Raw genomic sequence first — 22,652 nt, forward strand, 5'->3', positions numbered from 1 at the left:
CCCACAGTCCCCTGTCCGATACTCCTCAGTCCTCGTCCCCGTACGCCTCGCCGCAGGCCTCCTCGAAGAAGTCGAGGTTCTCCTGCAGGGACTTCATCAGCCGGTCCCGCTCGCCCTCGTCCACCTGCACGGGTACGACCCCGGAGGCGCCGGTGAGCCGGCGGAAGCCGCCCCGGCGCTCCAGCCGGCCGTGCACCCGCACCGGTAGTCCGACGAGGTGGGCGTGGCCGGCGATGCGGTAGTCCTCCTCGTCCAGGGTGACGCGGACGTGCGGGACGTCGGCTCCGTCGAGGACGCGCAGCCGTACGGTACCCTCGCCGCCGGGTCCGGAGCGGCGCATGCGGACGACGGCGCCGGTGATCCGGACCGGTACCGAGGGTTCCTCGCGCACATAGCGGGCGGCGGCCTCGCGCAGCACGGGCAGGTCGCCGGGTGAGAACTCGACGGGTTCGGCGGAGGGGGCGCAGCCCTCGGGGACCCCGGCGCCCGGTGCCCAGGCGACGGCGATCCGGGCGCCCTCGGTGCCCCGCACGAGCGCGGCCAGCGCCTCGGTGAGTTCGCGGCTGACGCCCGCCTCGACCGCGCCGTCGAAGGCGTCCATGCCGCCGGTGGCCCGCTGGTAGTCGACGGCCTCGCGGGCGGCGTACAGGGCCTGGTGCAGGCGGACGGCGAGCGAGCGGCCGGTGGGCACGGGCACGAAGGCGGTGAGGTGCCGGCCCTCGGCGGCGGGGCCGACGAGGACGTCCTGCAGCAGTGCGGCAGCGGCGCGGCGGTGGCGGGCGCCGTAGTACCCGGCACGCGCGCGTGTGGCGAGTGCGGCGGCGAGCAGCATCTGCCGGGCGGCGCCGCGCAGTTGCTCGTCGGCCGACCAGGGCGCGGCGCCGACGGGTCCGCTCGGGGTGTCCCGCCACCAGCGGATCTCGTCGCTGGGCACGGCGAGGGAGATCAGCACCTCGCGCGCGGCGGGGGTGTGGCTGCGGGCGAGGGCGTCGAGGGCCTCGCCGAGCAGGTCGTCACTGTCGGGGAAGGCGCGGCTCTCGGGCACCAGCAGGCTGGTCCCTCCCGCTCCCGGCCCCGGCGGGGTCCAGCGGCCGTAGCGCCCGGGGGCTCCGCCGCGCCGCTGCCAGCCGTGCCGGTGCAGCAGGGCACCGAGCACGGCGGGGTCGACCTCGGCGGGCTCCGGGGGCCGGTTCCAGGCGAGGTCGTCGGGATGCGGCCGGACCTGGCGCGGCAGCTCCTCGTACGGACGGCTCCTCATGGCCTGCCTCCCGTCCCGACCCGCGTCATGATCTCGCAGAGCGCCCGGTCGTCGAAGATGCGTGTGGTCGGTATCCGCACGGTGGTCCGGTGCCGGCCCGTGATGGGGTGGCCGGCGAGGTTGACCCAGTAGCAGCAGTGCCTGAGGTCGAGCCGGTCGTGGCTGGCGCGCAGCCAGTCGTCCTGCGAGCGCGGGACGAGCATGACGACCAGGATCTTGTGCACCGAGACGGGTGTGCGGGCGAGCTTGCGCAGATGGTCGTTGTCGAGGGTGAAGGAGAAGGTGCGCCCCGGAGGGTTCGGCGCGACCTGGTACGTGGCCTTGAGCTGCACCTTGATGGTGACCTCGTCGTCGACGGTGTGTCCGGGCGCGCTGTGGCTGACGTGCCAGTCGATGCCGTTGTCCGGGAAGGGCTGGGACAGCGAGCAGCCGGCCGCGGCGGCGACCGCGTGCAGATAGCCGACCTGCAGTGTCTCCATGCAGGCGGTGGTGGCGAGCGTGCCGCGAAGGGGGCCCGTGCGATCGGGCAGCAGCCCGCCCCGCTCGGGCTGCGCTATGGCCATGACCAACAGCCTTCCAAGCCAAGAGTTTCCCCGCTGTGGGCCGCTGAACAGCAAAGACCCGTACTCCTGTTGTCTCCTCCCGGCGTACGGCGCAAACGGCCCGGGTATCACCAAACGGGCAGAAGACGGAACGTCACCTGCCCTGGGTGAACGAGGAGTTGGGTTGGGATGACGTACTGGTACGAGGGGCCGCTGGCCGGCTTCGACACGGAGACGACGGGCGTGGACGTCGAGACCGACCGGATCGTGTCGGCCGCCGTCGTCGTCCAGGACGCGCCGGGGACCCGGCCCCGGGTCACCCGCTGGCTGGTGAACCCGGGGGTGCCGGTGCCCGAGGAGGCCACGGCGGTGCACGGTCTGACGGAGGAGCACCTGCACCTCAACGGCCGCTGGCCGGCGCCGGTGATGTACGAGATAGCCGAGCAGCTGGCGGAGCACGCGGCGATGGGCCGCCCGCTGGTGGTGATGAACGCGCCCTTCGATCTGACGCTGCTGGACCGGGAGTTGCGCCGGCACCGGGCGTCGTCCCTGGACCGCTGGTTCGAGTCGACGCCGCTGAGGGTGCTGGACCCGAGGGTGCTGGACAAGCATCTGGACCGCTACCGCAAGGGCCGCCGCACGCTGACCGACCTGTGCGCCCACTACGGCGTGACGCTGCAGGGCGCGCACGACGCGGCGGCGGACGCACTGGCCGCGCTGGACGTCGTACGGGCCCTGGGCCGGCGTTTCGCGACCCGGCTGGAGCGTCTGACCCCCGACGAGCTGCACACGCTCCAGGCCAACTGGCACGCGGCACAGGCCCGCGGGCTGCAGGCGTGGTTCGCGCGCAGCGGCTCGGAGGAGATCGTCAGCACGGACTGGCCGCTCAGGCCGGAGCTGCCGGCCGCGGCGTAGGCGCAGCGGGTACCGCCCCCGGTACGGCGGTCACCAGGAGCCGCCTCCGCCGCCGCCCGCTCCACCGCCGACGCCTGCCGAGGAGCCTGATCCGCCGGATCCGCCACCGGAGCCGCCGCCGCTGGAGGACGGCGTCCGGGAGGAGCGCGCGGCGTTGACGACGAGTCCCAGGGCCAGCGCCGGCCCCAGCCGCACGGCGGGCGAGGAGGGCTGCCGGGTGGGCACGGCGGACGTCTCGACGGCGTGCCGCCAGGTGTCGCCCAGGCCGAGGGCGACCGCCCAGGCCGTGTACCGCCGGACCTGTTCGTCGTCGAGGGGCTGCTCGGCGGGAGTCGCCGACGGGTCGGCGAGGTAGCGCCGGAACGCCTCCACCCGCAGCCACTGGGCGCTGCCCTCGGGGGTGCGGCGGTGCAGCTCCCAGGGGCGCCGCGCCAGCGCGAGGCCGGCGCCGAAGACGACCGCGCCCGCGATGAGCACCGGTCCTCCCGCCGCGAGGCGGCTGCCGCCGAGGGCCGCGCCCACCGCTGCCATGACGAAGCCGAGCACGGCGGCGGCCCTGCCTGCGTACCGTCCGGTGCGGGCCCGGCGCACGGACGCCGTGTCCCACAGACCGGAGTCGGTCTGCCATTGCCGCAGGTGGCGGGCGAGCGCATGCCAGCCCGTCTGGAAGGACGAGTCGTACACGCCCAGGGTGATCCGGTCGCGCCCGGCGAAGATGTACCGCAGGACCTCCCTGGCGACCGGATCGTCGGACCCCGCGCCCCTGCTGCTGCGGCGCAGGGTCGGAGCGTGCCCCTCGCCGCCGAGGACGAGGTGGCCGTCGGCGACGGCGCCGAGCAGCCAGGCGGTCTGGTGCCGGGGCTCCACCCGCTTGTCGGCCAGGATGCCGCCCTGGGCGGGACTCAGGCCCTGCGGGGGTGTGGTGCTCGGCGTTCCCGGGTTCGCGTCGGCGCCCTGCGGTGCGGGCCGGTCGCGGCCGAGGAGGCGCATCAGCCCGATCGTGGCCAGGGCGGCGGCGAGGGCGAGGCCGACGGCGAGCAGGGCGTTCAGCAGCGGATGGGTCACGGTGGTGCCGACGGCCTGCCCGCCGGGCGGCGCCGGCAGTGCCGCCGCTCCGCCGGGGACGGCCTGGCCCCGGGCGGCGTAGAGGGTGAGCCCCTCCTTGCCCTTGAGCCGGTCGAGGCGCACGGTGAGCCGGCCGGGCCCGCTCTGCTCGGCGGCACAGCGCTTCCCGGATCCGTCCGTGCCCTGGACGCAGCGCACCCCGGTCAGGCCGTACGGCGCCACGGCGTGGATCTCGACGCGGGACCGGTCGACCTGCCAGCCGGTGCCGACCGCGTCCCAGGCCAGCCTGCCCTTCTTCACGACGTCCCGCAGGGTGTACTGGACGCGGTAGCGGTGCACGCCGGTGACGGCCTTGCCAGGGTCGCCGATCTTGATGCGGGTGGCGATCTCGCGGTGGCCGTTCGGCTCGGTGTAGTAGTCGCCCACCGTGAGTTCCCAGGGGACGCGATGGCCGTCCATGCTGACGGCGATGTGGGCCTCGTCCTCGTCGAAGGGCAGGTCCGGCAGGTCGCGGTAGATGCCGTGCCGTTCCATGTGCGGGTAGCCGAAGTCGTAGTCGACGACCTCGGTGATCCGGGCGCTGCCGTCGGCGGCGATCCGGGCGCCGACCCACATCGTGGTGACCCGTTCGGTGTTGAAGGTGATCCTGGCGAGCGCCACGACGCCGCCCAGCACCAGTGCGAGCAGGAGGATCCTGATCAGACTGCGGACCCGGAGCCGGCGCACCCGCGCGCCAAGTCTCGGTCCTTCCCCGCCCCGTTCCTTGCCCATGACGCCCCCCATGGCATCAAAAGAGCCGGTCCGCTGGGCGGACCGGCTCTTTCCCGGTGGGCGATACTGGGTTCGAACCAGTGACCTCTTCGGTGTGAACGAAGCGCTCTCCCACTGAGCTAATCGCCCGGGAACGCACTGAACAATACAGGCCCCGGCGCCGATCCTTCAAACCGCTTGCAGGTGACGCAGCAGTCCGCGCCGTCCGGACCGCATCATCAGGCGGTGGTTGGCGCGGAAGACCGGGCGGCCGGGTACGGCGAGCCGGCGCAGCAGCGGTTTGTGCACGTCCACTTCCTGGTCGTAGCGGGCCAGGGTTCCGCGGCCTTCGGCGGTGACCGTCCAGCGCGCCCAGCCCTCGATGTCACCGGACAGGGTGACCTCCAGCACACCGGCGTCGGGATCGCGGCGGATCCGCCGTGCGGTGAAGGTCATGTCGTACGGCAGGACGGACCGGATGGTGATCACCCCCGTGTCTGTGTCCAGCCTCGTCACCGAGCGGACCTGCGGCCACCAGCTCGGATAGTCCTCGGGCCGCTCCAGCAGCGCGTACACGACGGCGGGCGGGGCGGGCAGGGACCACAGACTGCGAAAGCGGTAGTGGTTCCAGGCCATGGGGTCCATGGGTGGAGTCTGCCCGTGCGGGACAGCCGATCTGAGTACGCGTACTCATGCGCCGCGCCGTGCGCCGGGCCAGACTCGGTGGGCGAGCGCCGCCGCCCGTGCGACGGCGCTCCCCCTACGCCCGCCAGGGCATCCTGTCGCCGAGCAACGCCAGGTTCTCGATGGCCGCGAGGCCGTAGAGCGCGGTGTCGTTGCTGGACACCCAGCTCGCCTCGCCGCCCTCGACCAGGGCGACGGGGCCGGTCAGCCTCTCGGTCTTCCACGGCGAGGACTCGGTGTAGCCGTCCGAGGCATAGAACTTGGTCCAGGCGCGCTTGGCGAGGGTGGCGTCACCGGTCTGTACGGCGGCGTAGGCGTCGAGGCGCGAGTGGCCCTGGAAGAGCAGCAGGCTGCCGAAGTCGGAGCCGTAACGGGCCTTCTGCTCGGCCTTGGTGGCGTTGAAGTAGCGGCAGTAGTCCAGGTAGGCCTCCTTGAACTTGGGCATGTCGACGAGGTGGATCAGCTCGGCGCACAGCTCGTTGAGTCCGAAGACGGCCGAGAGGTGGGACACGGAGACGACCGGCTGGTCGGCGACGGCGAACTCGCCGGTGTCGAGGTCGTACAGCCCGCTGCCCTGGACGAAGCCGTTGGGCTGGGCGGCGATGCCCTCCATCGTGGACAGCACGCGCGCCTTGGCCTTCTCCCACTTGGGGCCCTTGCGCTCCCACTCCGTGAGCCAGGCCGAGACCAGGCCGCTCCAGTCCGTGCCGAAGCCGATCGACAGGGCGTGCCGGTCGGGGGTGTAGGGGTCGGTGCGGACCTTGCGCTGGGGGTCGAGGACGAGGAAGGTCTCGTCGGAGTCGACGTTGGCGTGCATGAGGTCGCCCACGCGTTCGTCGGCGGTGAGGAAGTAGTAGAAGCGCCGGTAGGTGGTGTTGGCGATGCGCTGCTGTTTGGCGCTGTCGCCGAAGTGCTGGACGCCGTGCCGGGTGCCGAGGCCGGCCCACTTGCCGAGGTGGTAGACGTCGACCTCGCCGGTGTGCCGGGTGAGTGCCTCGGCGAAGCGGAAGAGGTCGCTGCGGCCGCTTCTCAGGTACGCGTACCAGAGCCAGAGGTCCGGTGAGAGCTCGGAGTTGTCCCAGGCGTAGCCGCCGACGTCGTACCGCCACTGGTGGCGCACGGTGTCGTAGGTGTGCATGAAGTCGCCGTAGTCCCAGAGGCCGTACCAACGGCGTTGCTCGGCCTGAAGGCCGGGGCATCCTCGGAGGAACCCGGTGAACTCCGAGGCGCCGTGACCTGCGGAGAGGGAGGGCTTGGGCATGTCCTGCTGGACGACCTTCGGGTCGGTGACGATGCCCGCCTTGACGCGGTTGTAGCCATCGGTCCACCACTCCGTCAGATCGGCCTTGTCGAAGCCGAGTCCGTCCTCGGTGAAGAACGCCTTGCCGTTCTGGCGGAGGTAGAGGTCGTACAGGTACATGATGGTGAAGTAGCCGGCGTCCCCGGGGACCTTCGTCTTGTCGTGGATGGTCTTCAGGGCCTTGAAGTAGTCGTACCAGGTCCACCCCGGGTGCGGCTCGACGCCGGCCTTCTGGAACACCTTCTTGTCGACGACGAGCGCCATGGTGTTGGAGCCGACGGGAATTCCGAGCTGCTTTCCGTCGACCTCGCCGACCTTCGTCACGCCTTCCCTGAAGTGATTCAGGGTCAGATTACCTGCCTGGACCTGTGACTTGAGATCGAGGAGAATTCCTCGCTTGTCGTATTTCCGGAGAAAGGTGACGGCATTTTGGAAAACGTCCGGGGGATTTCCGCCGGCGGCCTGGGTCTGGAACTTCTCCTAGAAGGACGCGTACGTCTGGAAGTCGGTCTTGACCTTGATCTTCGGGTATTTCTTCTCGAAGAGCGCGATGGTCTGATTGATCTTCTTGGCCCGCTCCTCGGCACCCCACCAGGAGTAACGGATCGTCACCGTCCCGTCCCCGGAACCGCTTCCGCCTCCGCACCCGGTCGTCGCGGCGAGCCCGAGCGTGGCCGCCGAGGCCCCGGCCGCCTTCAGGATCGTACGCCTCTCAAGATTCCTGCTGGTTCCCATGGTGGGGCCCTCCCCGCAGCGTCGTCTCCGCCGTCATGAGCGCGATCATGGAGCGGTCATGAATCGTTTCAAGTAAGCGCTTGCTGGCACAAGTTACGGAGGGGTCCGGGGTGCGTCAATGAGTCGGACAGGATTTTCTTGCCGGCGGCGCGGGTCCGGAGCCGGTCTGCCGGCCGTTTTCGCAGGTGAGCGGCGTACGACCGGCAGACCGGACGGAGGGGCCGGGCGGGTGGGCTCAGCTGGGCAGGGCGGCCAGCCAGTCGGTCAGGATCCGGTTCGTCTCCTCCGGACGCTCCTGCTGGACGAAGTGGCCGCAGCCGTCGAGGACGTGCGAGCCGAGCAGGCCGGGCAGGGTCTTCGGGTGCGCCTCGACCGCGTCGGCCAGCCAGGCGAGCGAGGCGTCCAGGGCGCCGCCGACGAACAGCGAGGGCTGCGTGATCGGGGCGCCCGCGTGACCGGCCAGGTCCGCCCAGTCCCGGTCCATGTTCCGGTAACGGTTCAACGCCCCGGTCATCCCGGTCCGCTCGAACTCCTCGGCCAGGAAGTCGAGGTCGTCCGCGCTCAGCCAGGCGGGCAGCGGGCCGGCGGGGAAGCGTTCGCGCAGGGTGCCGCCGCGGCCGACGAAGTGCGGGTCGGGGGCGCCCGGCGGGGGCATGGTGCCGACGGACAGGGCGGCGTAGAAGCCCGCGAGCCAGCCGCGCACGTCCGGCTCGATCTCCGCCTCGGCCCGGCCCGGTTGCTGGAAGTACGAGACGTAGAACTCCTCGTCCCCGCCCATCCGCGCGAAGACATCGCTGGGCCGCGGGCCGCCGGGCGGGATGTACGGCACGCCGAGCAGAGCCACGGCCCGGAAGACATCGGGCCTGGTCAGAGCGGAGGTGGCGGCGATCGTGGCACCCCAGTCGTGCCCGACGACGACCGCGGACTCCTCCCCCAGGGCCTCCACCACGGCGACGTTGTCCGCGACCAGTTCGAGCATGCGGTACGCGTCCACGGCCCCCGGCTTGGACGAACGGCCGTACCCCCGCACGTCGACGGCCACGGCGCGGTAGCCGGCGGCGGCCAGGACCGGCAACTGGTGCCGCCAGGAGTACCAGGACTCGGGGAAGCCGTGCACCAGCAGCACGAGGGGGCCGTGACCCTGCGCTACGAGATGCAGGCGTCCGGCTGGGGAGGGGACGAGGTGGTGGGTGGGGGTGGGGGCATGGGCGGGGAGCTTGGGCATCGGGGCTCGCGGGGAGGTGGGCTCGGGCCGCATGGGGGCTCCTTGGCGCTGGGGGCGTGGGCTCTTTGGGCGCGGGGGTGCGAGGGTGCGGGGCCACTTGGGGTTGCTGGTGCCTGGGTGCCGGGCACGGGTGCGCGAGTCGGCGGACTGTCGGCTTGGGGGCGCAGGTCGGCGGGCTGTGGAGGTTTCGGTTTGTCGGCTTGGGGCGTGTGGGCAGCCGGCTGTCGATTTGTCGGTCTGTCGAGCCGTTGGTCTGATGGGCTGTTTCGGCTTTCCGCAGGTCAGGCCGTTGTGGATGCGGTACGACGACGATCGGGACGGCCCGGACCGGTGCGGTTGGGCCGGTGTCGACGATGGTGCGGTGAACGGACCGCTGGGCACGAGGGATGTTGCCGGTTCGGCAAAAAGGCGGGCTGCTCGCGCGCCCTCGGCGCACGGAACCTTGAGTGGCGACTCGGGCACCGGCCGCCATGAGCCTGGCCGTTCGCCGACCTCGACGGAGGCTGAGAAGCGCTGCTCACCGCCCGAGCCGGAGCGGGGGCGGGAGGTGGTGCTCACACCTGGTAGTCGGCACACAAGGCGCCAACGCCGCCGCTCGCCACCGAAGCCCGTACAGAAGACCCGGAACCGCAGCCCGCACCCGAAGTCACCGCACAAGGCCGAACACCGCTGCTGGACGCCGCCGAACCCCGCGCACGCGACCAGGAACCGAAGCGCGCACCCTGAAGTCGGCGCACGAGGCGGCCGACGCCGCCACTCGCCACCGAAGCCCGCGCACGAGGCCCGGATCCGGGCCCCGCCCTGGGTCGGCCCGGGCGGGTCCCCAGGGCCGTTCGGACGCGTGTACGCCGACGGCCCACCTGCTGTTTCGCAGGTGGGCCGTCGGTCCGGGTGGGCGATACTGGGTTCGAACCAGTGACCTCTTCGGTGTGAACGAAGCGCTCTCCCACTGAGCTAATCGCCCGGGCGCAGGAAGAACATTACCCCATGTCAGGGGGTGCTTCCGACCACCGGGCAGGGCGGCGGACGCCCGGGCCGCGGAGCCGGGTCACTGGTTCTTGATCTTCCACGGCATGACGAGGCCGAACTTCCACACGTAGATCCCGACCAGCACGGCCACGATCGCCAGCCCGATCACCGTAAGCGTGATGTTGCGGCGCCGCACCTTGGGGTCCAGGGCCCGCTGGGCGGCCTCGGTGAGCTTGCGCTTGGTCCAGCGCAGCACGAGCTGGGCCCAGACGAACTCGGTCGCCCAGATCGCCATGCCGCCGAAGATCACCACCCAGCCGGGTCCCGGCAGCGGCAGCATGACGATGCCGGCGCCGACGACCGCGAGGCCGACCACGAAGACGCCGACCTGCCAGCTCAGGTGCAGCAGCCGGCGAGCCTTGATGAATTCCGGCGCCCGGGAGCCGAGCCCGCCACCCGCCTCGCGCCCGGTCTGCCCGGATTCCTGCCGCTCCGCCCTCGCCTTGTCCGCCGCCACGATGACCTCGCCCGGCTGGTCACTCCCCGTATTCATACAGACAAACCCTACCGGAGTGAATCCGGTCACCGGAATGGTCGTAGATCCCGTACGAGTTCTCGGCCGGAAGAGTTACGTAAACACACGCAAAACCCTCAGAGGGGTTTACAACGGCATCGTAGGTGGCATGTCGATTTCGCCGACGTGCGAATCCCCGAGCGCACACTGAGCGAAAGGCCCTGGCGCTTATGAACACCACGGTCAGCTGCGAGCTGCACCTGCGCCTCGTTGTGTCGAGCGAGTCCTCCCTGCCTGTCCCCGCAGGCCTGCGGTACGACACGGCCGACCCCTACGCCGTGCACGCCACCTTCCACACCGGAGCCGAAGAGACCGTCGAGTGGGTGTTCGCCCGCGACCTCCTCGCCGAGGGGCTTCACCGGCCCACCGGAACCGGCGACGTCCGTGTCTGGCCGTCGCGCAGCCATGGTCAGGGGGTCGTGTGCATCGCCCTGAGCTCCCCGGAGGGGGAAGCTCTGCTCGAGGCCCCGGCGCGGGCCCTGGAGTCCTTCCTGAAGCGAACCGACGCCGCCGTGCCGCCCGGCACGGAGCATCGGCACTTCGATCTGGATCAGGAGCTCTCGCACATCCTGGCGGAGAGCTAGGTCGCGGCCTACGAAAAGCAGCCCGGCGCCGTCCACTCGGGGAGACGGCTCGGGCCAAGACAACCGCATACGGCACAGCCCGGCGCCGTCACCGTGACTGATGTACGCGGGACGGCGCCGGTCTGTACGCCGGATTCCGCCGCGGGCGTCGGGTGTGCACGGTGCCACGGGCGGGAACCAGCTCGGGCGCGGAGGCGTTCCACCGGCAATCGAGGTCGGGCGGGGACCGGTGCGGCGGGCGGCGTTGTCGCTACCATCGGCCAGCATCGGCGGGCGTCCGCCCGACCCTCAGGCCAGGGAGCGAAACGTGCTGATCACCCACGACACCCGGTGCGCCCTCGACACCGTGGTGGATCTGGTGAACACCGCGCCGGAGGACGACGCGGCGGCCGACGGACTGCCCGATGTCCCGGCTCTCGCGGATTTCGTACGAAACCACGAGATCAGCGATGTCGGCGTGCTGTCGGAGTTCGATCTCTCGGCGGTGCGCAGGGTCCGGGGGCGCTTCGCGGCGATCTTCGCCGCGCCCGACGCCCGCTCCGCCGCCGGGCTGATCAACGAACTGGTCGCCGCGGCGGGCACCACCCCGCGGCTGACGGACCACGACGGCTACGACTGGCATGTGCACTACTTCGCACCCGGCGCCTCCGTGGCCGACCATCTCGCCGCCGACTGCGGCATGGCGCTCGCCTTCTTCGTGGTGGCCGGGGAGCGGGAGCGACTGCGGCGCTGCGAGGCACCGGACTGCCGGCGCGCCTTCGTCGACCTCTCCCGCAACCGCTCGCGCCGCTACTGCGACAGCCGCACCTGCGGCAACCGGCTGCACGTGGCCGCGTACCGGGCCCGCCGCAAGGAGGCGACGGGCTGACCTCGCCGCGGACCGGCCGACGGCACACCGGTCACCGGGCGGACCGGCCGGCACCGAGCCGATTTCGGCTCCGTCCGTGGGGCCGGGGCGACGTCGGTCCCGGCGGGTGGCGCCGGGACGGACGTGTACGGCTCACAGCAACAGCAGGTCGTGCAGCGCAGCCATGAGGAGCAGACACCCGATCACCGCAAGGAAGATCATCAGCGGTGGTTGGGATAGGGCGAAGAGGCACCCGCGCGGCTCGTCCTTCGGCGGCGCGGCCTGGCTCTGTCTCGTGTCCAGCATCTCGCCGCAGATCATGGCGCAGGAGGGACCCCGAACGCGATCTACGTACACGCGGATGCGGGAGTTGCCGGATATCGCGCCGTTCCGTCCGGCTTGCTTCCGGTTGTGACCGGTTCCGGACGCCGCGCGACCCTCTGTGTCGTTTCAGCCCCGGGGCGTCAGCCTGAGACCGACGACGGGTTCGTGACGCCGCGCCTCGGCGTGCCGCCGGTCATATGCCGTGCTTCTTGAGGATGGCCTCGATGTCGCTGAAGTCGTCGCCGGCGCCCGAGGCGCGCGGGGCGGAACCGGTCGCGGGCCGGGTGGCCGGGCCGAGGGACGGCGCGGAGGCCCCGGCGGCCATGGCCCCGGAGCGGTCGCCGCGGGCCGCCTTGCGTTCGGCGCGGGTGCCGCCGCGCCGGCGCTCGACCGCCCGGGTGCCCGCGAACAGGAGCCAGGCCGCGCCCAGCACGCCGAAACCGGCCCATGCGGTGGGGCTGAAGGCGGTGTCCGCGAGCCAGCCGACGACCCCGGTCATCACCAGGCCGACCGGCACCAGCGCATAGGCCGCGATGCGGGTCGCCGCGAGGAAACGCTTGCGGTAGGCCGTGACCACCGCGATGCCCAGGCCCGCCGCGGACACGGCGGAGCAGACGGTCTCGGCAATCATCCGGTCCTCCTGGCGGGCTCGGTCGGGTGGGCGAGGCTCGGCGGACGTGGGACAACGGGACGGCGCCCCGCCTCCGTCCCCTCCATCCTGCACCTCACGGTCCTCGCGATGCCATGCCCCCGGCGGACATCAGGGACATCTCCGGGTCGTCTCCTACTGGAGTGCCGGTGCGGTGCCGTACGGCCGTACCGTCCCGATTGGGTCACCCGCGCCCGGCCTGGAAGACTGGTCGGCATGAGCGACTCCTCCCCCGCACACACCGATGCCCTGGTCCTCGACGTCTGGTGCGAACTGCAGTGCCCCGACTGCCGCACCGCCCTGGACGACGTCCGCGCCCTGCGCGCCCGCTACGGCGACCGGCTGGACCTGCGGCTGCGGCACTTCCCGCTGGAGAAGCACAAGCACTCCTTCGCCGCCGCCCAGGCCGCCGAGGAGGCGCTGGCGCAGGGCCAGGGCTGGGCGTACGTGGAGGCCGTGCTGGGGCGGGTCGAGGAGCTGGACCGCAAGGGCGAGCCCTTCCTGGTCGAGGTGGCCCGTGAACTCGGCCTGGACGCCGAGGAGTTCGACACCGCGCTGATCGACGGCCGGCACATCCTGATCGTGGACGCCGACCAGGCCGAGGGCAAGGCCATCGGCGTGACCGGCACCCCGACGTACGTCATCGGCGGCGAACGCCTCGACGGCGGCAAGAGCCAGGAGGGGCTGCGCACGCGCATCGAGGAGATCGCGGACCGGCTGCTCGGCGGCCAGGAGGCCTGAGCCGCACCGCAGGATCCCGGCGGCACCTACACCAGGGGCTTGGAGAGGGAGCGGGACGTCGTCTCGTAGCCGAGTGACTCGTACAGCCGCTCGGCCGGGGTGTTGCCCGCGAACACGTTGAGGCCGAGGACCGGCCGGCCGGCCTCGATCGCCTGGCGCTCGGCCAGCAGCATGAGCGTACGGCCGTGTCCGCGGCCGCGGTGGGCCGGGTCGGCCTCGACGTCGAACACGAAAGCCTTGGTTTCCTGCAGGGCCAGCCACAGCGTGCCCACCCGGGCCCCTTCGTGCTCCAGGACGCTGAAGATCATGCCGTCGGTGGCCAGACCCCGTGGCAACAGCCTCTCGTGGTCACCGCGGGCCTTGGCGCGGGCCGTGGCCTCGGGGAGACCGCGCTCGATCCACATGCGCGCGTAGCGCTCGCTCTCGTAGGCCTGCCACGCGGCGAAATCGGCCTCGGTCATGGGCCGCGCCCGGCTGCCCGGCGGCAGTTCGGGCGGGGTGGTGCCGAGGCGCTTCTCCATGCCGTGGTTGCGCAGCGTGTAGCCGAGGGCGCCGAACAGCCGCAGGGCGATGCCGGCCGAAGCGGGGACCAGGGTCTCGATCTGCGTGCAGCCCCAGTCCCGCGCCACCTCCTCCGCGGCGAGCGCGGCCACCGTGCCCCGGCCGCGCCGCCGGTCGGGCTCGGCGATCCGCAGGTCGATGACGCGGGCCACCGAGTCCCCGAGGGACGGCGAGGTGCCGAGGTGGATCTCGCCGACCGGGCGGCTGTTCACACACACCTGGTAGCGGCGGGACCGGGTGCCGTCGGCGTTGCGCTGGAGCGGCTCGGTCGGCCGCAGGGTCGTGGTCATCACCGGTGTTCTACCCGCGGCCGACCGGCAAGTCAGCCCGTTTTCCGGTGCCGGCTGCCGCGGGCCCGGCCTGCCGGGCTCAGGGGTCGAGGTCCTGCCCGGACCGCTCGTCGAAGAGCCGCATGGCCTTGGCGGTCACCGGACCGGGGGCGCCGGGCAGCTCGCGGTCGTCGACCCGGTGGACGGCCTGGATGTCGCGCAGGGTCGAGGTGAGGAAGACCTCGTCGGCGCGGAGCAGGACGTCCAGCGGCAGGTCGGTCTCCCTGGCGCCGGTCCACTCGACGGCCAGCGCGCGGGTGATGCCGGCGAGGCAGCCGGAGGCGACCGGCGGGGTGTGGATCTCGCCGTCCAGGACGACGAAGACGTTCGACCCGGTGCCCTCGCAGAGCTGTCCGACCGTGTTGCCGAACAGCGCCTCCGAGGCGCCGTGTTCATGGGCGCGGGCGAGGGCCACGACGTTCTCGGCGTACGAGGTGGTCTTCAGGCCGGTGAGGGCACCACGCTCGTTACGGGTCCACGGGACGGTGATCACGGCGGTGGTGTCGGGACGGCGGGTGGTCTCGCCGAGGGCGACCACGAGGGTCGGGCCGTGCTCGCCGCGGTCGGAGCCCAGCGGGCCGTGGCCGCCGGTGTAGGTGATCCGCAGCCGGCCGAGCGGCATCGGGTTGGCCTCGAGAACGGCCGCGCAGGCCTCGCGGACCTCGTCCTGGTCGGGGTCGGGCAGGCCCAGGCCCCGGGCCGAGCGGGTCAGCCGGTCCAGGTGCCGGGTGAGGGCGAAGGGCCTGCCGTGGACCGCCTTCACCGTCTCGAAGATGCCGTCGCCGACGGTCAGCCCGTGGTCGAAGACGGAGACATGGGCGGATTCCAGGTCCCGCAGCCCGCCGTCCAGCCAGATCCTCATGACAACACCCCTCCACTTGCCTCGTACGCCCCCGACGCTACCGCGAGCAGCCGGGACGCCTTCAGCTCGGTCTCCCGCCACTCCCCCGCGGGGTCCGAGCCCCAGGTGATGCCGGCGCCGGTGCCGAAGCGCAGGACGGCCTCGGCGCGGTCGATCCAGAAGGTGCGGATGCCCACGGCCAGCTCGCCGGTGCCCCGGTCGGCGTCGACCCAGCCGATGCCGCCGCAGTACGGTCCGCGCGGGGCGGTCTCCAGGGCCTCGATGATCGTGAGGGCGCTCGACTTGGGCGCACCGGTCACCGAGCCGGGCGGGAAGGCGGCGGCCAGCAGCTCCGGCCAGCCCGCCCCGTCCCGCAGCTCGCCGCGGACCGTGGAGACCAGGTGGACCAGGCCCGGGTGCTTCTCCACGGCGCACAGATCGGGGACGGTCACGCTGCCGGTGGCACAGACACGCCCGATGTCGTTGCGGACCAGGTCCACGATCATCACGTTCTCGGCGTAGTCCTTCTCCAGGAGGTCCGCCTCGGTGCGTCCGGTGCCCTTGATCGGCCCGGACTCCACGACACGCCCGTGGCGGCGCAGGAAGAGCTCGGGCGAGGCGGTCGCGATCTCCACGCCGTGCTCCGGGAGCCGGATGGTCCCGGCGTACGGCGCCGGGTTGCCGCGGGCCAGCAGGGCGGTCAGGGCGTCCACGTCGGCGTCCGGGGCGACCGGCGCGCTGAGCACCCGGCAGAGGTTGGCCTGGTAGACCTCGCCGGCCGCGATGTGCTCGCGTATCCGGCGGACGGCGGCCGTGTACGCGGCCCGGTCCAGGGAGGAGGTCCAGTCCCCCACCGCCGGGCCCCGCCAGCCGCCCGGCACCGGGGCGGGCACCGGCTCCTCGCGTACGTCCGCGAAGCGGGCGCAGGTCAGACGGCCCTCGAAGTCCGCGCAGACGGCCCAGAAACCCGCCGAGTCCAGGGCGGCTGGATCGCTGGTCACGTCGAGGAGGCCGGTGGCGAGGCGGTCGCCGAAGCGGGCCAGGGGAGGGAGGCCGGAAGGGTGGTGAAGCACGTGGTCGAGTCTAGGTCGGGTGTCCGACGGGTGGCCCCGGGATGTCCCGGAGGCGGCTGTGACCACGAGGTCCGCCGGGGGCAGCGCAGCACGCTGCGCAAACGCGTTTTTGTACTGGCCCGGGAATCCGCTAGAGTTCAACACGTCGCCGGGACGCGCAAGCCGACCGAAACGACAGGCGGACGTAGCTCAGTTGGTAGAGCGCAACCTTGCCAAGGTTGAGGTCGCGAGTTCGAGCCTCGTCGTCCGCTCGAAGGAAGAAGGGGTCATCCCGATCCCCTACACTCCTGGTGGAGTGGCCGAGAGGCGAGGCAACGGCCTGCAAAGCCGTCTACACGGGTTCAAATCCCGTCTCCACCTCCAAGGACGATTAGCTCAGCGGGAGAGCGCTTCCCTGACACGGAAGAGGTCACTGGTTCAATCCCAGTATCGTCCACTGGATCTTCTCGCAGGATCCATGGATCTTCTCGAAGATCCGCACCCGCGCGATTAGCTCAGCGGGAGAGCGCTTCCCTGACACGGAAGAGGTCACTGGTTCAATCCCAGTATCGCGCACTGTCCGTGACCCTCGGGTCACCGGCTGCGGACGATTAGCTCAGCGGGAGAGCGCTTCCCTGACACGGAAGAGGTCACTGGTTCAATCCCAGTATCGTCCACACACCAGGAAGCCCCCGGTCCAGCGACCGGGGGCTTCTTCGTGCGCTCAGCTGGAGAAGAGCATGTGCGCCCAGCTCTTGTGGTGACCGTGATGGCCACCGTGGTGACCGCCGTGGTGACCGCCGTGCGGGGCACCCCAGGCGGGCGCGGGCGCCGCCGGGTACGCCTGCGGGGCGGGCGGGACGGGCTTGGACCACTGGGCCTCCAGCTGGGTCAGCGCCTCCAGCTCGCCGTAGTCGAGGAAGATGCCGCGGCAGCCGCTGCACTGCTCGATCTGGACGCCGTTGCGGTTGTAGGTGTGCATCGGCGCGTGACACTTCGGACAATGCATGCTCGGCTCAACTCCTCGCCGGTCGGTCCTGCTTCGTGCTTCCCCAGGACAGACTCCGTCCAGTCCTGGTCGGTTGCAGCCTAGTCCGTGGTTTCCGGCGCCAACTGGTGCGGAATCGGGACCATTCGGGCACATGCCTCGACGACCGCCTGTTCCACCTCGTCCAGCGGACGGCCGGCCGCGAGCGCCTTGGTGACGGCGAGGGCGGCCGTCTGCACGGTCAGCGCGCGGGCCGGGACGTCCAGGGCGGGCCAGGGATCGCCGGCCGCGGGTACGGCCGGGCCGCCGGCCCGCTGGTAGGTGCCGAGGAAACGGGTCCATTCGTCCGGCGGGAGAAGCCCGCAGGCGTACCAGGCGGCCGGGCGGGCCAGATCCCAGGCCGGCACGCCGGTTCCCAGGTCGTCGACGTCGATCAGGCGCCAGGTGCCGTCGGGTGCCGGGTGGCGGACGAGCTGGCCGAGATGCAGGTCGCCGTGGCAGAGGGCGGCCGGACCGGACATCGGCGCCTCGGCCCGGGCCCAGGCGGGAAGGCCGGCCCAGGCGGCGAGGACGGGGCCGGCCGCCGCATGGGGCTCGGCGCGCAGGGCCGAGCGCAGCCGGGCGACGGCGCGGGCGGCCTTGACGGGGCCGCGCATCGGGGGCAGGCCGGCGGGCGGGGGCGTGCGGTGCAGACGGGCGAGGAGGGCGGCGCTGGCCTCCCAGGGCGCCGCGTCCGGGTCGTCCGGGTCCACGGGGGCGCCGTACGGCCAGAAGGTCACCAGGCGGTCCCGCACGGGGCTGGGGGCCGGGGTCAGCGGCGCCAGGAGGACGCCCGGGAGGCGGGCGGCCACGGAGAGGCGCCGGGTCAGCTCCGCGCGGTCCGTACCAGGGGCGTGGGCCTTCGCGACGATGTCCGCGTGCCGTACGACGGTGGCGTCGGGGCGGTCGGCGAGAAGGGCCGGGCCGGCCCCGCAGGCGCAGGGGGCTCCGCCGTCGTCCGGGTGCGCGGCGGCTCTGGCCTGTGCGGTGAGCGCGGGTATGAGGGCGGGGCTGTCTGCGATCAACGGTGCCTCGGGAAGGTGGGCTGCGGACCTGAGCGTACTGCCGCCGGCGGCGCGCCCCACGGCGTGACCGCGCCGCCGCACCCCGAAAACGGCGCATGCCGGCGCAGCTCCCCAGCTGCGCCGGCATTTGTGCCGTCCGCCGCACCCCCGTCCCCACGGGGTTTCCTGGATGGATGTCCCCGCCCGGACCGCTCTTCCGGGCCTGGGGTCGCCGCTCAGCGCCCCAGCATCGCACCCACGGACGACGCCTGTGTGGCCACCGTCTCCCAGCCGTCGAAGACGAGCAGGAGCAGGGCCGCCAGGGGAAGGGCCATGAGCGTCGCCACCAGGGGGTGGCGGCGGCCCGTGCGGCGCGGTGCGAACGCCGGGCGTCGCGGTGCCGTGTGGGCCATGGGTCCCTCTCCTGACCGTGTCGGTTGTCGTCGGCAGCGGCGGGTGTCTGACCTCGGGGGACGAGTGCTGCACCCGCCGCTTGACCTCAAATCTAGGCACGGGGCCGCCGACGGGCGTCATGCCCTCGTATCGATTGCCGGGCCTCCCCGAGGATGAGCCACAACTCGGGACGTACTCCCCTGGGTGGAGACGCGGGTCGGGGTCTCGGGGTCATCCCGGAAGGGGCCGCCCGCTGTGTCCGTCCATTTCCGAAGGGTCCGACGTCCACAAGGAGTGACTTCGATCACTCCGGACGGTTGTGGGACCTGCGCCGCGTCCGGTGCCCGGCCCGTCCCGCACCCGGGTCCGCGGGCGGTCCGCGGTGCGTGCCGGACGGCCGCCCGAACGGGCGCCACCTGCCGTCTCGTGACCTCAACACCCGGATCTCCAGGACCGGTTGAAAGTGCCGTCGGCTCAAGAACCCCGTGCGGGCTTGCTTCCTGACCGCGTTTCAAGTCGTACCGGCGGCCCGCGCAATCCGTCCGGCCCGGAGGGCGCGGCCTCTGCGCGCAGGCGGCCGTGGAAACGTAAGCTGTGCCACGTCACAGGGACCGGGCAGCGGGGATGAACATGGCGATGATGCGCCTGAGGCGCGAGGACCCGCGCGTCGTCGGCTCGTTCAGGCTTCACCGACGGCTCGGCGCGGGCGGGATGGGCGTGGTCTACCTCGGCTCCGACAAGAAGGGGCAGCGGGTCGCCCTGAAGGTCATCCGGCCCGATCTGGCGGAGGACCAGGAGTTCCGGTCGCGGTTCGCCCGTGAGGTCTCGGCGGCCCGGCGGATCAGGGGCGGCTGCACGGCCCGGCTGGTCGCCGCGGACCTGGAGGCCGAGCGGCCCTGGTTCGCCACGCAGTACGTCCCCGGGCCCTCCCTGCACGACAAGGTCGCCGACGAGGGTCCGCTCAGCGCGGCCGACACCGCGGCGGTCGGCGCGGCACTCTCCGAGGGCCTGGTCGCGGTGCACGAGGCCGGTGTCGTCCACCGGGACCTCAAGCCGTCCAACATCCTGCTGTCCCCGAAGGGGCCGCGGATCATCGACTTCGGCATCGCCTGGGCCACCGGCGCCTCCACGCTCACCCACGTCGGTACGGCGGTCGGCTCGCCCGGTTTCCTCGCGCCGGAGCAGGTGCGCGGCGCGGCCGTCACCCCGGCGACGGACGTCTTCTCCCTGGGCGCGACCCTCGCCTACGCCTCCACCGGCGACTCGCCCTTCGGGCACGGCAGTTCCGAGGTGATGCTGTACCGGGTGGTGCACGAGGAGCCGCAGCTGCACGGCGTGCCCGACGCGCTCGCCCCGCTGGTGCGGGCCTGCCTGGCGAAGGACCCCGAGGACCGGCCCAGCACGCTGCAGCTGTCGCTGCGGCTGAAGGAGATCGCCGCCCGCGAGGCGCAGGGCCTGACCGACGTACGGCCGCCCGCGCCGCGGGCCGCGGAGGCGGACCGGCCCACCGGGCGGCTCGTCGACACCTACCCCGAGCAGCAGCGCACCCAGCGGCGCACCGCCCCCGGCACCCCGGTGCCGCGCGCCGGCTCCCCCGCCCGGGGCGGTGCGCCCTCGCGCGGCGGAGCCCCTTCGCGGACCGGCAGCGGCCCACGAGGCAACGGTACGGGTACCCCCGCACGGCCGGGCTCGGCGCGCCCGACCCCGACGCCGCGCGGCGGCACACCCCGCTCCGGCAGCGGGAGCCGTCCCGCAGTCCGGGGCGCTTCCGGGCGGCCGGCGCAGCGTACGACAGGCACCGGACTGCGGCCGGCCAATCCCCGGCTGCTGCGCCAGCGGCTGTTCGTGTTCGTCGTGGTGACACTGCTGGTGGCGCTCGGCATCGCGGTGGCGCAGGGCTGCCAGGGTCCGGCGCGCGGCCTCGGCGACGACGGCGGCCGGCGCCGGCAGCACGCGCAGCCGAGCCGTCCCCCGGCGGTCGCCGGCGGTCCGACGTCCGACCGGTACGGGGCGACGCCCGGCCAGGACTTCGCGAGACAACCGGCGGTCCGGACGCCGGCCGGGGTAGGTCAGGCCTCCGGGCGGCCGGTGGTCACCGCGTAGAAGGCGACCGCCGCGGCGGCGCCCACGTTGAGCGAGTCCACGCCGTGGGACATCGGGATGCGGACCCATTCGTCGGCGGCGACCAGGGCCTGGGTGGACAGCCCGTCCCCCTCGGCGCCGAGCATCAGGGCCACCCGCTCCATCCGGTGCGGGGCGGCCTCGTCCAGGGCGCGGGCCTTGTCGTCCGGGGTGAGCGCGAGCAGGGTGAAGCCGGCCTCGCGGACCGACTCCAGGCCCTTCGGCCAGGTCTCCAGACGGGCGTACGGCACCGAGAACACCGCGCCCATGGAGACCTTGACGCTGCGGCGGTACAGCGGGTCGGCGCAGTCGGGCGACAGCAGGACCGCGTCCATGCCGAGGGCGGCGGCCGAGCGGAAGATCGCGCCGATGTTGGTGTGGTCGTTGACCGACTCCATCACCACGACCCGGCGTGCGGAGCGCAGCAGTTCGCCGGCCGTGGGCAGCGGCTTGCGCTGCATGGAGGCGAGCGCGCCGCGGTGCACGTGGTAGCCGGTGACCTGCTCGGCGAGCTCGGGGCTGACGGCGTAGACCGGGGCGGGAAGTTCGTCGATGACGTCGCGCATGACGTCGATCCACTTGGCCGAGAGCAGCATGGAGCGCATCTCGTAGCCGGCTTCCTTGGCCCTGCGGATGACCTTCTCGCCCTCGGCGATGAACAGGCCCTCGGCGGGCTCGCGCTTGCGGCGCAGCTCGACGTCGGTCAGGCCTGTGTAGTCGCGCAGGCGCGGGTCGTCGGGATCCTCGACGGTGATGAGATCGGCCACAGGGTGATACTGCCTTGTCCTGGGTGTGCTGCCAACGGCTGGGAAGGGGTGGGTTACCCCGGGTTACGCGTGATCAAGCCATGGGTCGGGCGGCAGGCCGCGGGCCGACCTGCACGACCTCGCCGATGACGATGACCGCCGGGGGCTTCACTTCCTCGGTCCGTACCGTCTCCGCGACCGTGGCGAGGGTGGCGTCGACGCGGCGCTGCGCGGCCGTCGTGCCCTCCTGCACCAGCGCGACGGGGGTCTGCGGGGACTTGCCGTGCGCGACGAGCGTCTCGGCGATCTTCCCGATCTTGTCCACGCCCATCAGGATCACGAGCGTGCCGGTGAGCCTGGCCAGCGACGGCCAGTCGACCAGCGAGCGCTCGTCGTCCGGGGCGACATGGCCGCTGACGACCGTGAACTCGTGCGCCACGCCCCGGTGCGTGACCGGGATGCCGGCCGCGCCCGGCACGGAGATCGAGCTGGAGATGCCGGGGACCACGGTGCAGGGGATGCCGGCCTCGGCGAGCGCCTGGACCTCCTCCATGCCCCGGCCGAACACGAACGGGTCGCCGCCCTTGAGCCGTACCACCGACTTGCCCTGCTTGGCGTGCTCGATGAGCGCGTTGTTGATGGCCTCCTGGGCCATGAAACGGCCGTACGGGATCTTCGCCGCGTCGATCACCTCGACGTGCGGCGGGAGTTCGTCGAGCAGGTCGCGCGGGCCGAGCCGGTCGGCGATGACGACGTCCGCCTCGGCGAGCAGCCGGCGGCCGCGGACCGTGATCAGGTCGGGGTCGCCGGGGCCGCCGCCGACCAGGGCGACGCCGGGGGTGCGGGTGCGGTGGTGGGGCGCCACCAGGGTGCCGTCGCGCAGGCCCTCCACCACCGCGTCCCGGATGGCGGCGGTGTGGCGGGGGTCCCGGCCGCGCGCGTCCGTGGTCAGCACGGCGACGGTGACGCCCTCGCTGTGACCGGTGGCCGGGGTCCAGGCGGTCGCCTGGTCGGCGTCGTCGGAACGCACGCACCAGACGCGGTGGCGCTCCGCTTCGGCGGAGGCGGCGGTGTTGGTCTCGGGGTCGCTGGTGGCGATGAGGGCGTACCAGGCCTCGGCGAGATCGCCGTCCTGGTACGGGCGCCGGATCCAGGTGATCTCGCCCGCGTCCGCCATGGCCTCGACGGAGGGGGTCGCCTCGGGGGACACGACGACGATGTCCGCGCCGGCCGCGATGAGCGCCGGGAGGCGGCGCTGGACCACCGTGCCGGCGCCGAGCACGACCACGCGGCGGCCGGAGAGGCGGAGGCCTACGGGGTAGGCGGGGTGTTCGGCCATGAGGGACGGCTCCTCGTGCAGGGCGGTGCGGTGGGCCCGCTGCGGCGTCGGAGCGGCCCTGACGTGCGGATTTTAGC

The 22,652-nt window shown here is 72.5% G+C and carries 21 protein-coding genes, 7 tRNA genes and 2 pseudogenes; 10 read left to right on the forward strand and 20 right to left on the reverse strand.

The genetic code is table 11. The features are described from left to right. Positions 1-25: 25 nt before the first annotated feature. Positions 26-1,258 (reverse strand): hypothetical protein, encoded by a 1,233-nt coding sequence (locus ACIBJF_RS00775; protein ID WP_399171491.1) that lies wholly within the window; start codon positions 1,256-1,258, stop codon positions 26-28. After that, positions 1,255-1,821, reverse strand: a complete 567-nt coding sequence (locus ACIBJF_RS00780) for a DUF4365 domain-containing protein (RefSeq protein ID WP_055708375.1) — start codon at positions 1,819-1,821, stop codon at positions 1,255-1,257. Before ACIBJF_RS00780 ends, ACIBJF_RS00775 begins: the two co-directional genes overlap by 4 nt. Positions 1,822-1,989: 168 nt before the next feature. Between ACIBJF_RS00780 and ACIBJF_RS00785 the strand changes: the two genes are divergently transcribed. After that, on the forward strand, positions 1,990-2,715 hold the full coding sequence (locus ACIBJF_RS00785; protein ID WP_356307361.1) for a 3'-5' exonuclease: 726 nt from the start codon (positions 1,990-1,992) through the stop codon (positions 2,713-2,715). 30 nt (positions 2,716-2,745) lie between these two features. Here ACIBJF_RS00785 and ACIBJF_RS00790 read toward each other — a convergent pair whose 3' ends face one another. From ACIBJF_RS00790 to ACIBJF_RS00825, 8 genes and pseudogenes are all read right to left on the reverse strand, one after another. Then, a complete protein-coding gene (locus tag ACIBJF_RS00790; RefSeq protein WP_399171492.1) occupies positions 2,746-4,551 on the reverse strand; it encodes a DUF2207 domain-containing protein in 1,806 nt (601 codons plus the stop codon). Between the two features lie 57 nt (positions 4,552-4,608). Further along, positions 4,609-4,680 (reverse strand) — tRNA-Val (locus ACIBJF_RS00795). Between the two features lie 39 nt (positions 4,681-4,719). Beyond that, a complete protein-coding gene (locus ACIBJF_RS00800) occupies positions 4,720-5,166 on the reverse strand; it encodes an SRPBCC family protein (protein WP_399171780.1) in 447 nt (148 codons plus the stop codon). A 124-nt stretch (positions 5,167-5,290) separates the two neighbouring features. After that, a pseudogene (locus tag ACIBJF_RS00805) lies at positions 5,291-6,400 on the reverse strand (Tat pathway signal sequence domain protein); the annotation flags it as partial. Between the two features lie 27 nt (positions 6,401-6,427). Next, positions 6,428-7,249 (reverse strand): annotated as a pseudogene (locus ACIBJF_RS00810) (ABC transporter substrate-binding protein); the annotation flags it as partial. A 235-nt stretch (positions 7,250-7,484) separates the two neighbouring features. Further along, entirely contained in the window at positions 7,485-8,474 is a 990-nt protein-coding gene (locus tag ACIBJF_RS00815) for an alpha/beta fold hydrolase (protein ID WP_399171781.1), read from the reverse strand. Positions 8,475-9,366: 892 nt separating this feature from the next. After that, positions 9,367-9,438 (reverse strand) — tRNA-Val (locus ACIBJF_RS00820). Positions 9,439-9,522: 84 nt separating this feature from the next. Then, on the reverse strand, positions 9,523-9,996 hold the full coding sequence (locus tag ACIBJF_RS00825; RefSeq protein ID WP_399171493.1) for a TIGR02611 family protein: 474 nt from the start codon (positions 9,994-9,996) through the stop codon (positions 9,523-9,525). A gap of 191 nt (positions 9,997-10,187) precedes the next feature. Here ACIBJF_RS00825 and ACIBJF_RS00830 point away from each other — a divergent pair, with 191 nt between their 5' ends. Both ACIBJF_RS00830 and ACIBJF_RS00835 read left to right on the forward strand, forming a co-directional pair. Beyond that, positions 10,188-10,601 carry an SsgA family sporulation/cell division regulator gene (locus tag ACIBJF_RS00830; RefSeq protein WP_004002642.1) on the forward strand — a complete coding sequence of 138 codons (414 nt, stop codon included), beginning with the start codon at positions 10,188-10,190 and terminating at the stop codon, positions 10,599-10,601. 307 nt (positions 10,602-10,908) lie between these two features. Then, the gene (locus ACIBJF_RS00835; protein ID WP_351619923.1) at positions 10,909-11,469 is read left to right on the forward strand and encodes a CGNR zinc finger domain-containing protein; all 561 of its coding nucleotides are present in this window, start codon (positions 10,909-10,911) and stop codon (positions 11,467-11,469) included. 132 nt (positions 11,470-11,601) lie between these two features. Here the strand turns inward: ACIBJF_RS00835 and ACIBJF_RS00840 are convergent, their stop codons facing one another. Together ACIBJF_RS00840 and ACIBJF_RS00845 are read right to left on the reverse strand one after the other, a co-directional pair. After that, positions 11,602-11,754: a hypothetical protein gene (locus tag ACIBJF_RS00840; protein ID WP_399171494.1), complete on the reverse strand. Its 153-nt coding sequence runs from the start codon at positions 11,752-11,754 to the stop codon at positions 11,602-11,604. Between the two features lie 211 nt (positions 11,755-11,965). Then, entirely contained in the window at positions 11,966-12,403 is a 438-nt protein-coding gene (locus tag ACIBJF_RS00845) for a hypothetical protein (protein WP_399171495.1), read from the reverse strand. Between the two features lie 234 nt (positions 12,404-12,637). On the opposite strand from ACIBJF_RS00845, the gene ACIBJF_RS00850 reads away from it, so the two are divergent. Further along, a complete protein-coding gene (locus ACIBJF_RS00850) occupies positions 12,638-13,162 on the forward strand; it encodes a DsbA family protein (protein WP_399171496.1) in 525 nt (174 codons plus the stop codon). Between the two features lie 26 nt (positions 13,163-13,188). Here ACIBJF_RS00850 and ACIBJF_RS00855 read toward each other — a convergent pair whose 3' ends face one another. The 3 genes from ACIBJF_RS00855 to ACIBJF_RS00865 form a co-directional block, all read right to left on the reverse strand. After that, the gene (locus tag ACIBJF_RS00855; RefSeq protein ID WP_399171497.1) at positions 13,189-14,013 is read right to left on the reverse strand and encodes a GNAT family N-acetyltransferase; all 825 of its coding nucleotides are present in this window, start codon (positions 14,011-14,013) and stop codon (positions 13,189-13,191) included. Positions 14,014-14,092: 79 nt separating this feature from the next. Continuing rightward, positions 14,093-14,914, reverse strand: a complete 822-nt coding sequence (locus ACIBJF_RS00860) for an aminotransferase class IV (protein WP_399171498.1) — start codon at positions 14,912-14,914, stop codon at positions 14,093-14,095. Continuing rightward, complete coding sequence (locus ACIBJF_RS00865; protein ID WP_399171499.1) at positions 14,911-15,966, reverse strand: chorismate-binding protein; 1,056 nt, start codon at positions 15,964-15,966, stop codon at positions 14,911-14,913. The genes ACIBJF_RS00860 and ACIBJF_RS00865 overlap by 4 nt, the downstream gene beginning before the upstream one ends. Before the next feature lie 178 nt (positions 15,967-16,144). On the opposite strand from ACIBJF_RS00865, the gene ACIBJF_RS00870 reads away from it, so the two are divergent. From ACIBJF_RS00870 to ACIBJF_RS00890, 5 genes are all read left to right on the forward strand, one after another. Further along, positions 16,145-16,217, forward strand: a tRNA-Gly gene (locus ACIBJF_RS00870). A gap of 38 nt (positions 16,218-16,255) precedes the next feature. After that, positions 16,256-16,329: transfer RNA gene (locus tag ACIBJF_RS00875), tRNA-Cys, on the forward strand. A 1-nt stretch (position 16,330) separates the two neighbouring features. Continuing rightward, a tRNA-Val gene (locus tag ACIBJF_RS00880) sits at positions 16,331-16,402 on the forward strand. Between the two features lie 47 nt (positions 16,403-16,449). Continuing rightward, positions 16,450-16,521 (forward strand) — tRNA-Val (locus ACIBJF_RS00885). Between the two features lie 29 nt (positions 16,522-16,550). Further along, a tRNA-Val gene (locus ACIBJF_RS00890) sits at positions 16,551-16,622 on the forward strand. A gap of 47 nt (positions 16,623-16,669) precedes the next feature. On the opposite strand, the gene ACIBJF_RS00895 is transcribed toward ACIBJF_RS00890, so the two are convergent. From ACIBJF_RS00895 to ACIBJF_RS00905, 3 genes are all read right to left on the reverse strand, one after another. Next, the gene (locus ACIBJF_RS00895; RefSeq protein WP_351804416.1) at positions 16,670-16,954 is read right to left on the reverse strand and encodes a zf-TFIIB domain-containing protein; all 285 of its coding nucleotides are present in this window, start codon (positions 16,952-16,954) and stop codon (positions 16,670-16,672) included. 80 nt (positions 16,955-17,034) lie between these two features. Then, positions 17,035-17,997: a phosphotransferase family protein gene (locus ACIBJF_RS00900; RefSeq protein WP_399171500.1), complete on the reverse strand. Its 963-nt coding sequence runs from the start codon at positions 17,995-17,997 to the stop codon at positions 17,035-17,037. 215 nt (positions 17,998-18,212) lie between these two features. After that, on the reverse strand, positions 18,213-18,389 hold the full coding sequence (locus tag ACIBJF_RS00905; RefSeq protein ID WP_030343942.1) for a hypothetical protein: 177 nt from the start codon (positions 18,387-18,389) through the stop codon (positions 18,213-18,215). A 604-nt stretch (positions 18,390-18,993) separates the two neighbouring features. Between ACIBJF_RS00905 and ACIBJF_RS00910 the strand changes: the two genes are divergently transcribed. Beyond that, positions 18,994-20,472: a protein kinase gene (locus tag ACIBJF_RS00910; protein WP_399171501.1), complete on the forward strand. Its 1,479-nt coding sequence runs from the start codon at positions 18,994-18,996 to the stop codon at positions 20,470-20,472. Here ACIBJF_RS00910 and ACIBJF_RS00915 read toward each other — a convergent pair. Both ACIBJF_RS00915 and cobA read right to left on the reverse strand, forming a co-directional pair. Continuing rightward, positions 20,439-21,257 (reverse strand): RNA methyltransferase, encoded by an 819-nt coding sequence (locus tag ACIBJF_RS00915; RefSeq protein ID WP_351804409.1) that lies wholly within the window; start codon positions 21,255-21,257, stop codon positions 20,439-20,441. The genes ACIBJF_RS00910 and ACIBJF_RS00915 overlap by 34 nt on opposite strands. A 73-nt stretch (positions 21,258-21,330) precedes the next feature. Next, a complete protein-coding gene (gene cobA, locus ACIBJF_RS00920; protein WP_399171502.1) occupies positions 21,331-22,575 on the reverse strand; it encodes a uroporphyrinogen-III C-methyltransferase in 1,245 nt (414 codons plus the stop codon). Between the last annotated feature and the right edge of the window lie 77 nt (positions 22,576-22,652).

Origin of the sequence: Streptomyces sp. NPDC050743 (genome assembly GCF_044456925.1) — a bacterium.
In the GTDB taxonomy this organism is placed as follows: Bacteria; Actinomycetota; Actinomycetes; order Streptomycetales; family Streptomycetaceae; genus Streptomyces.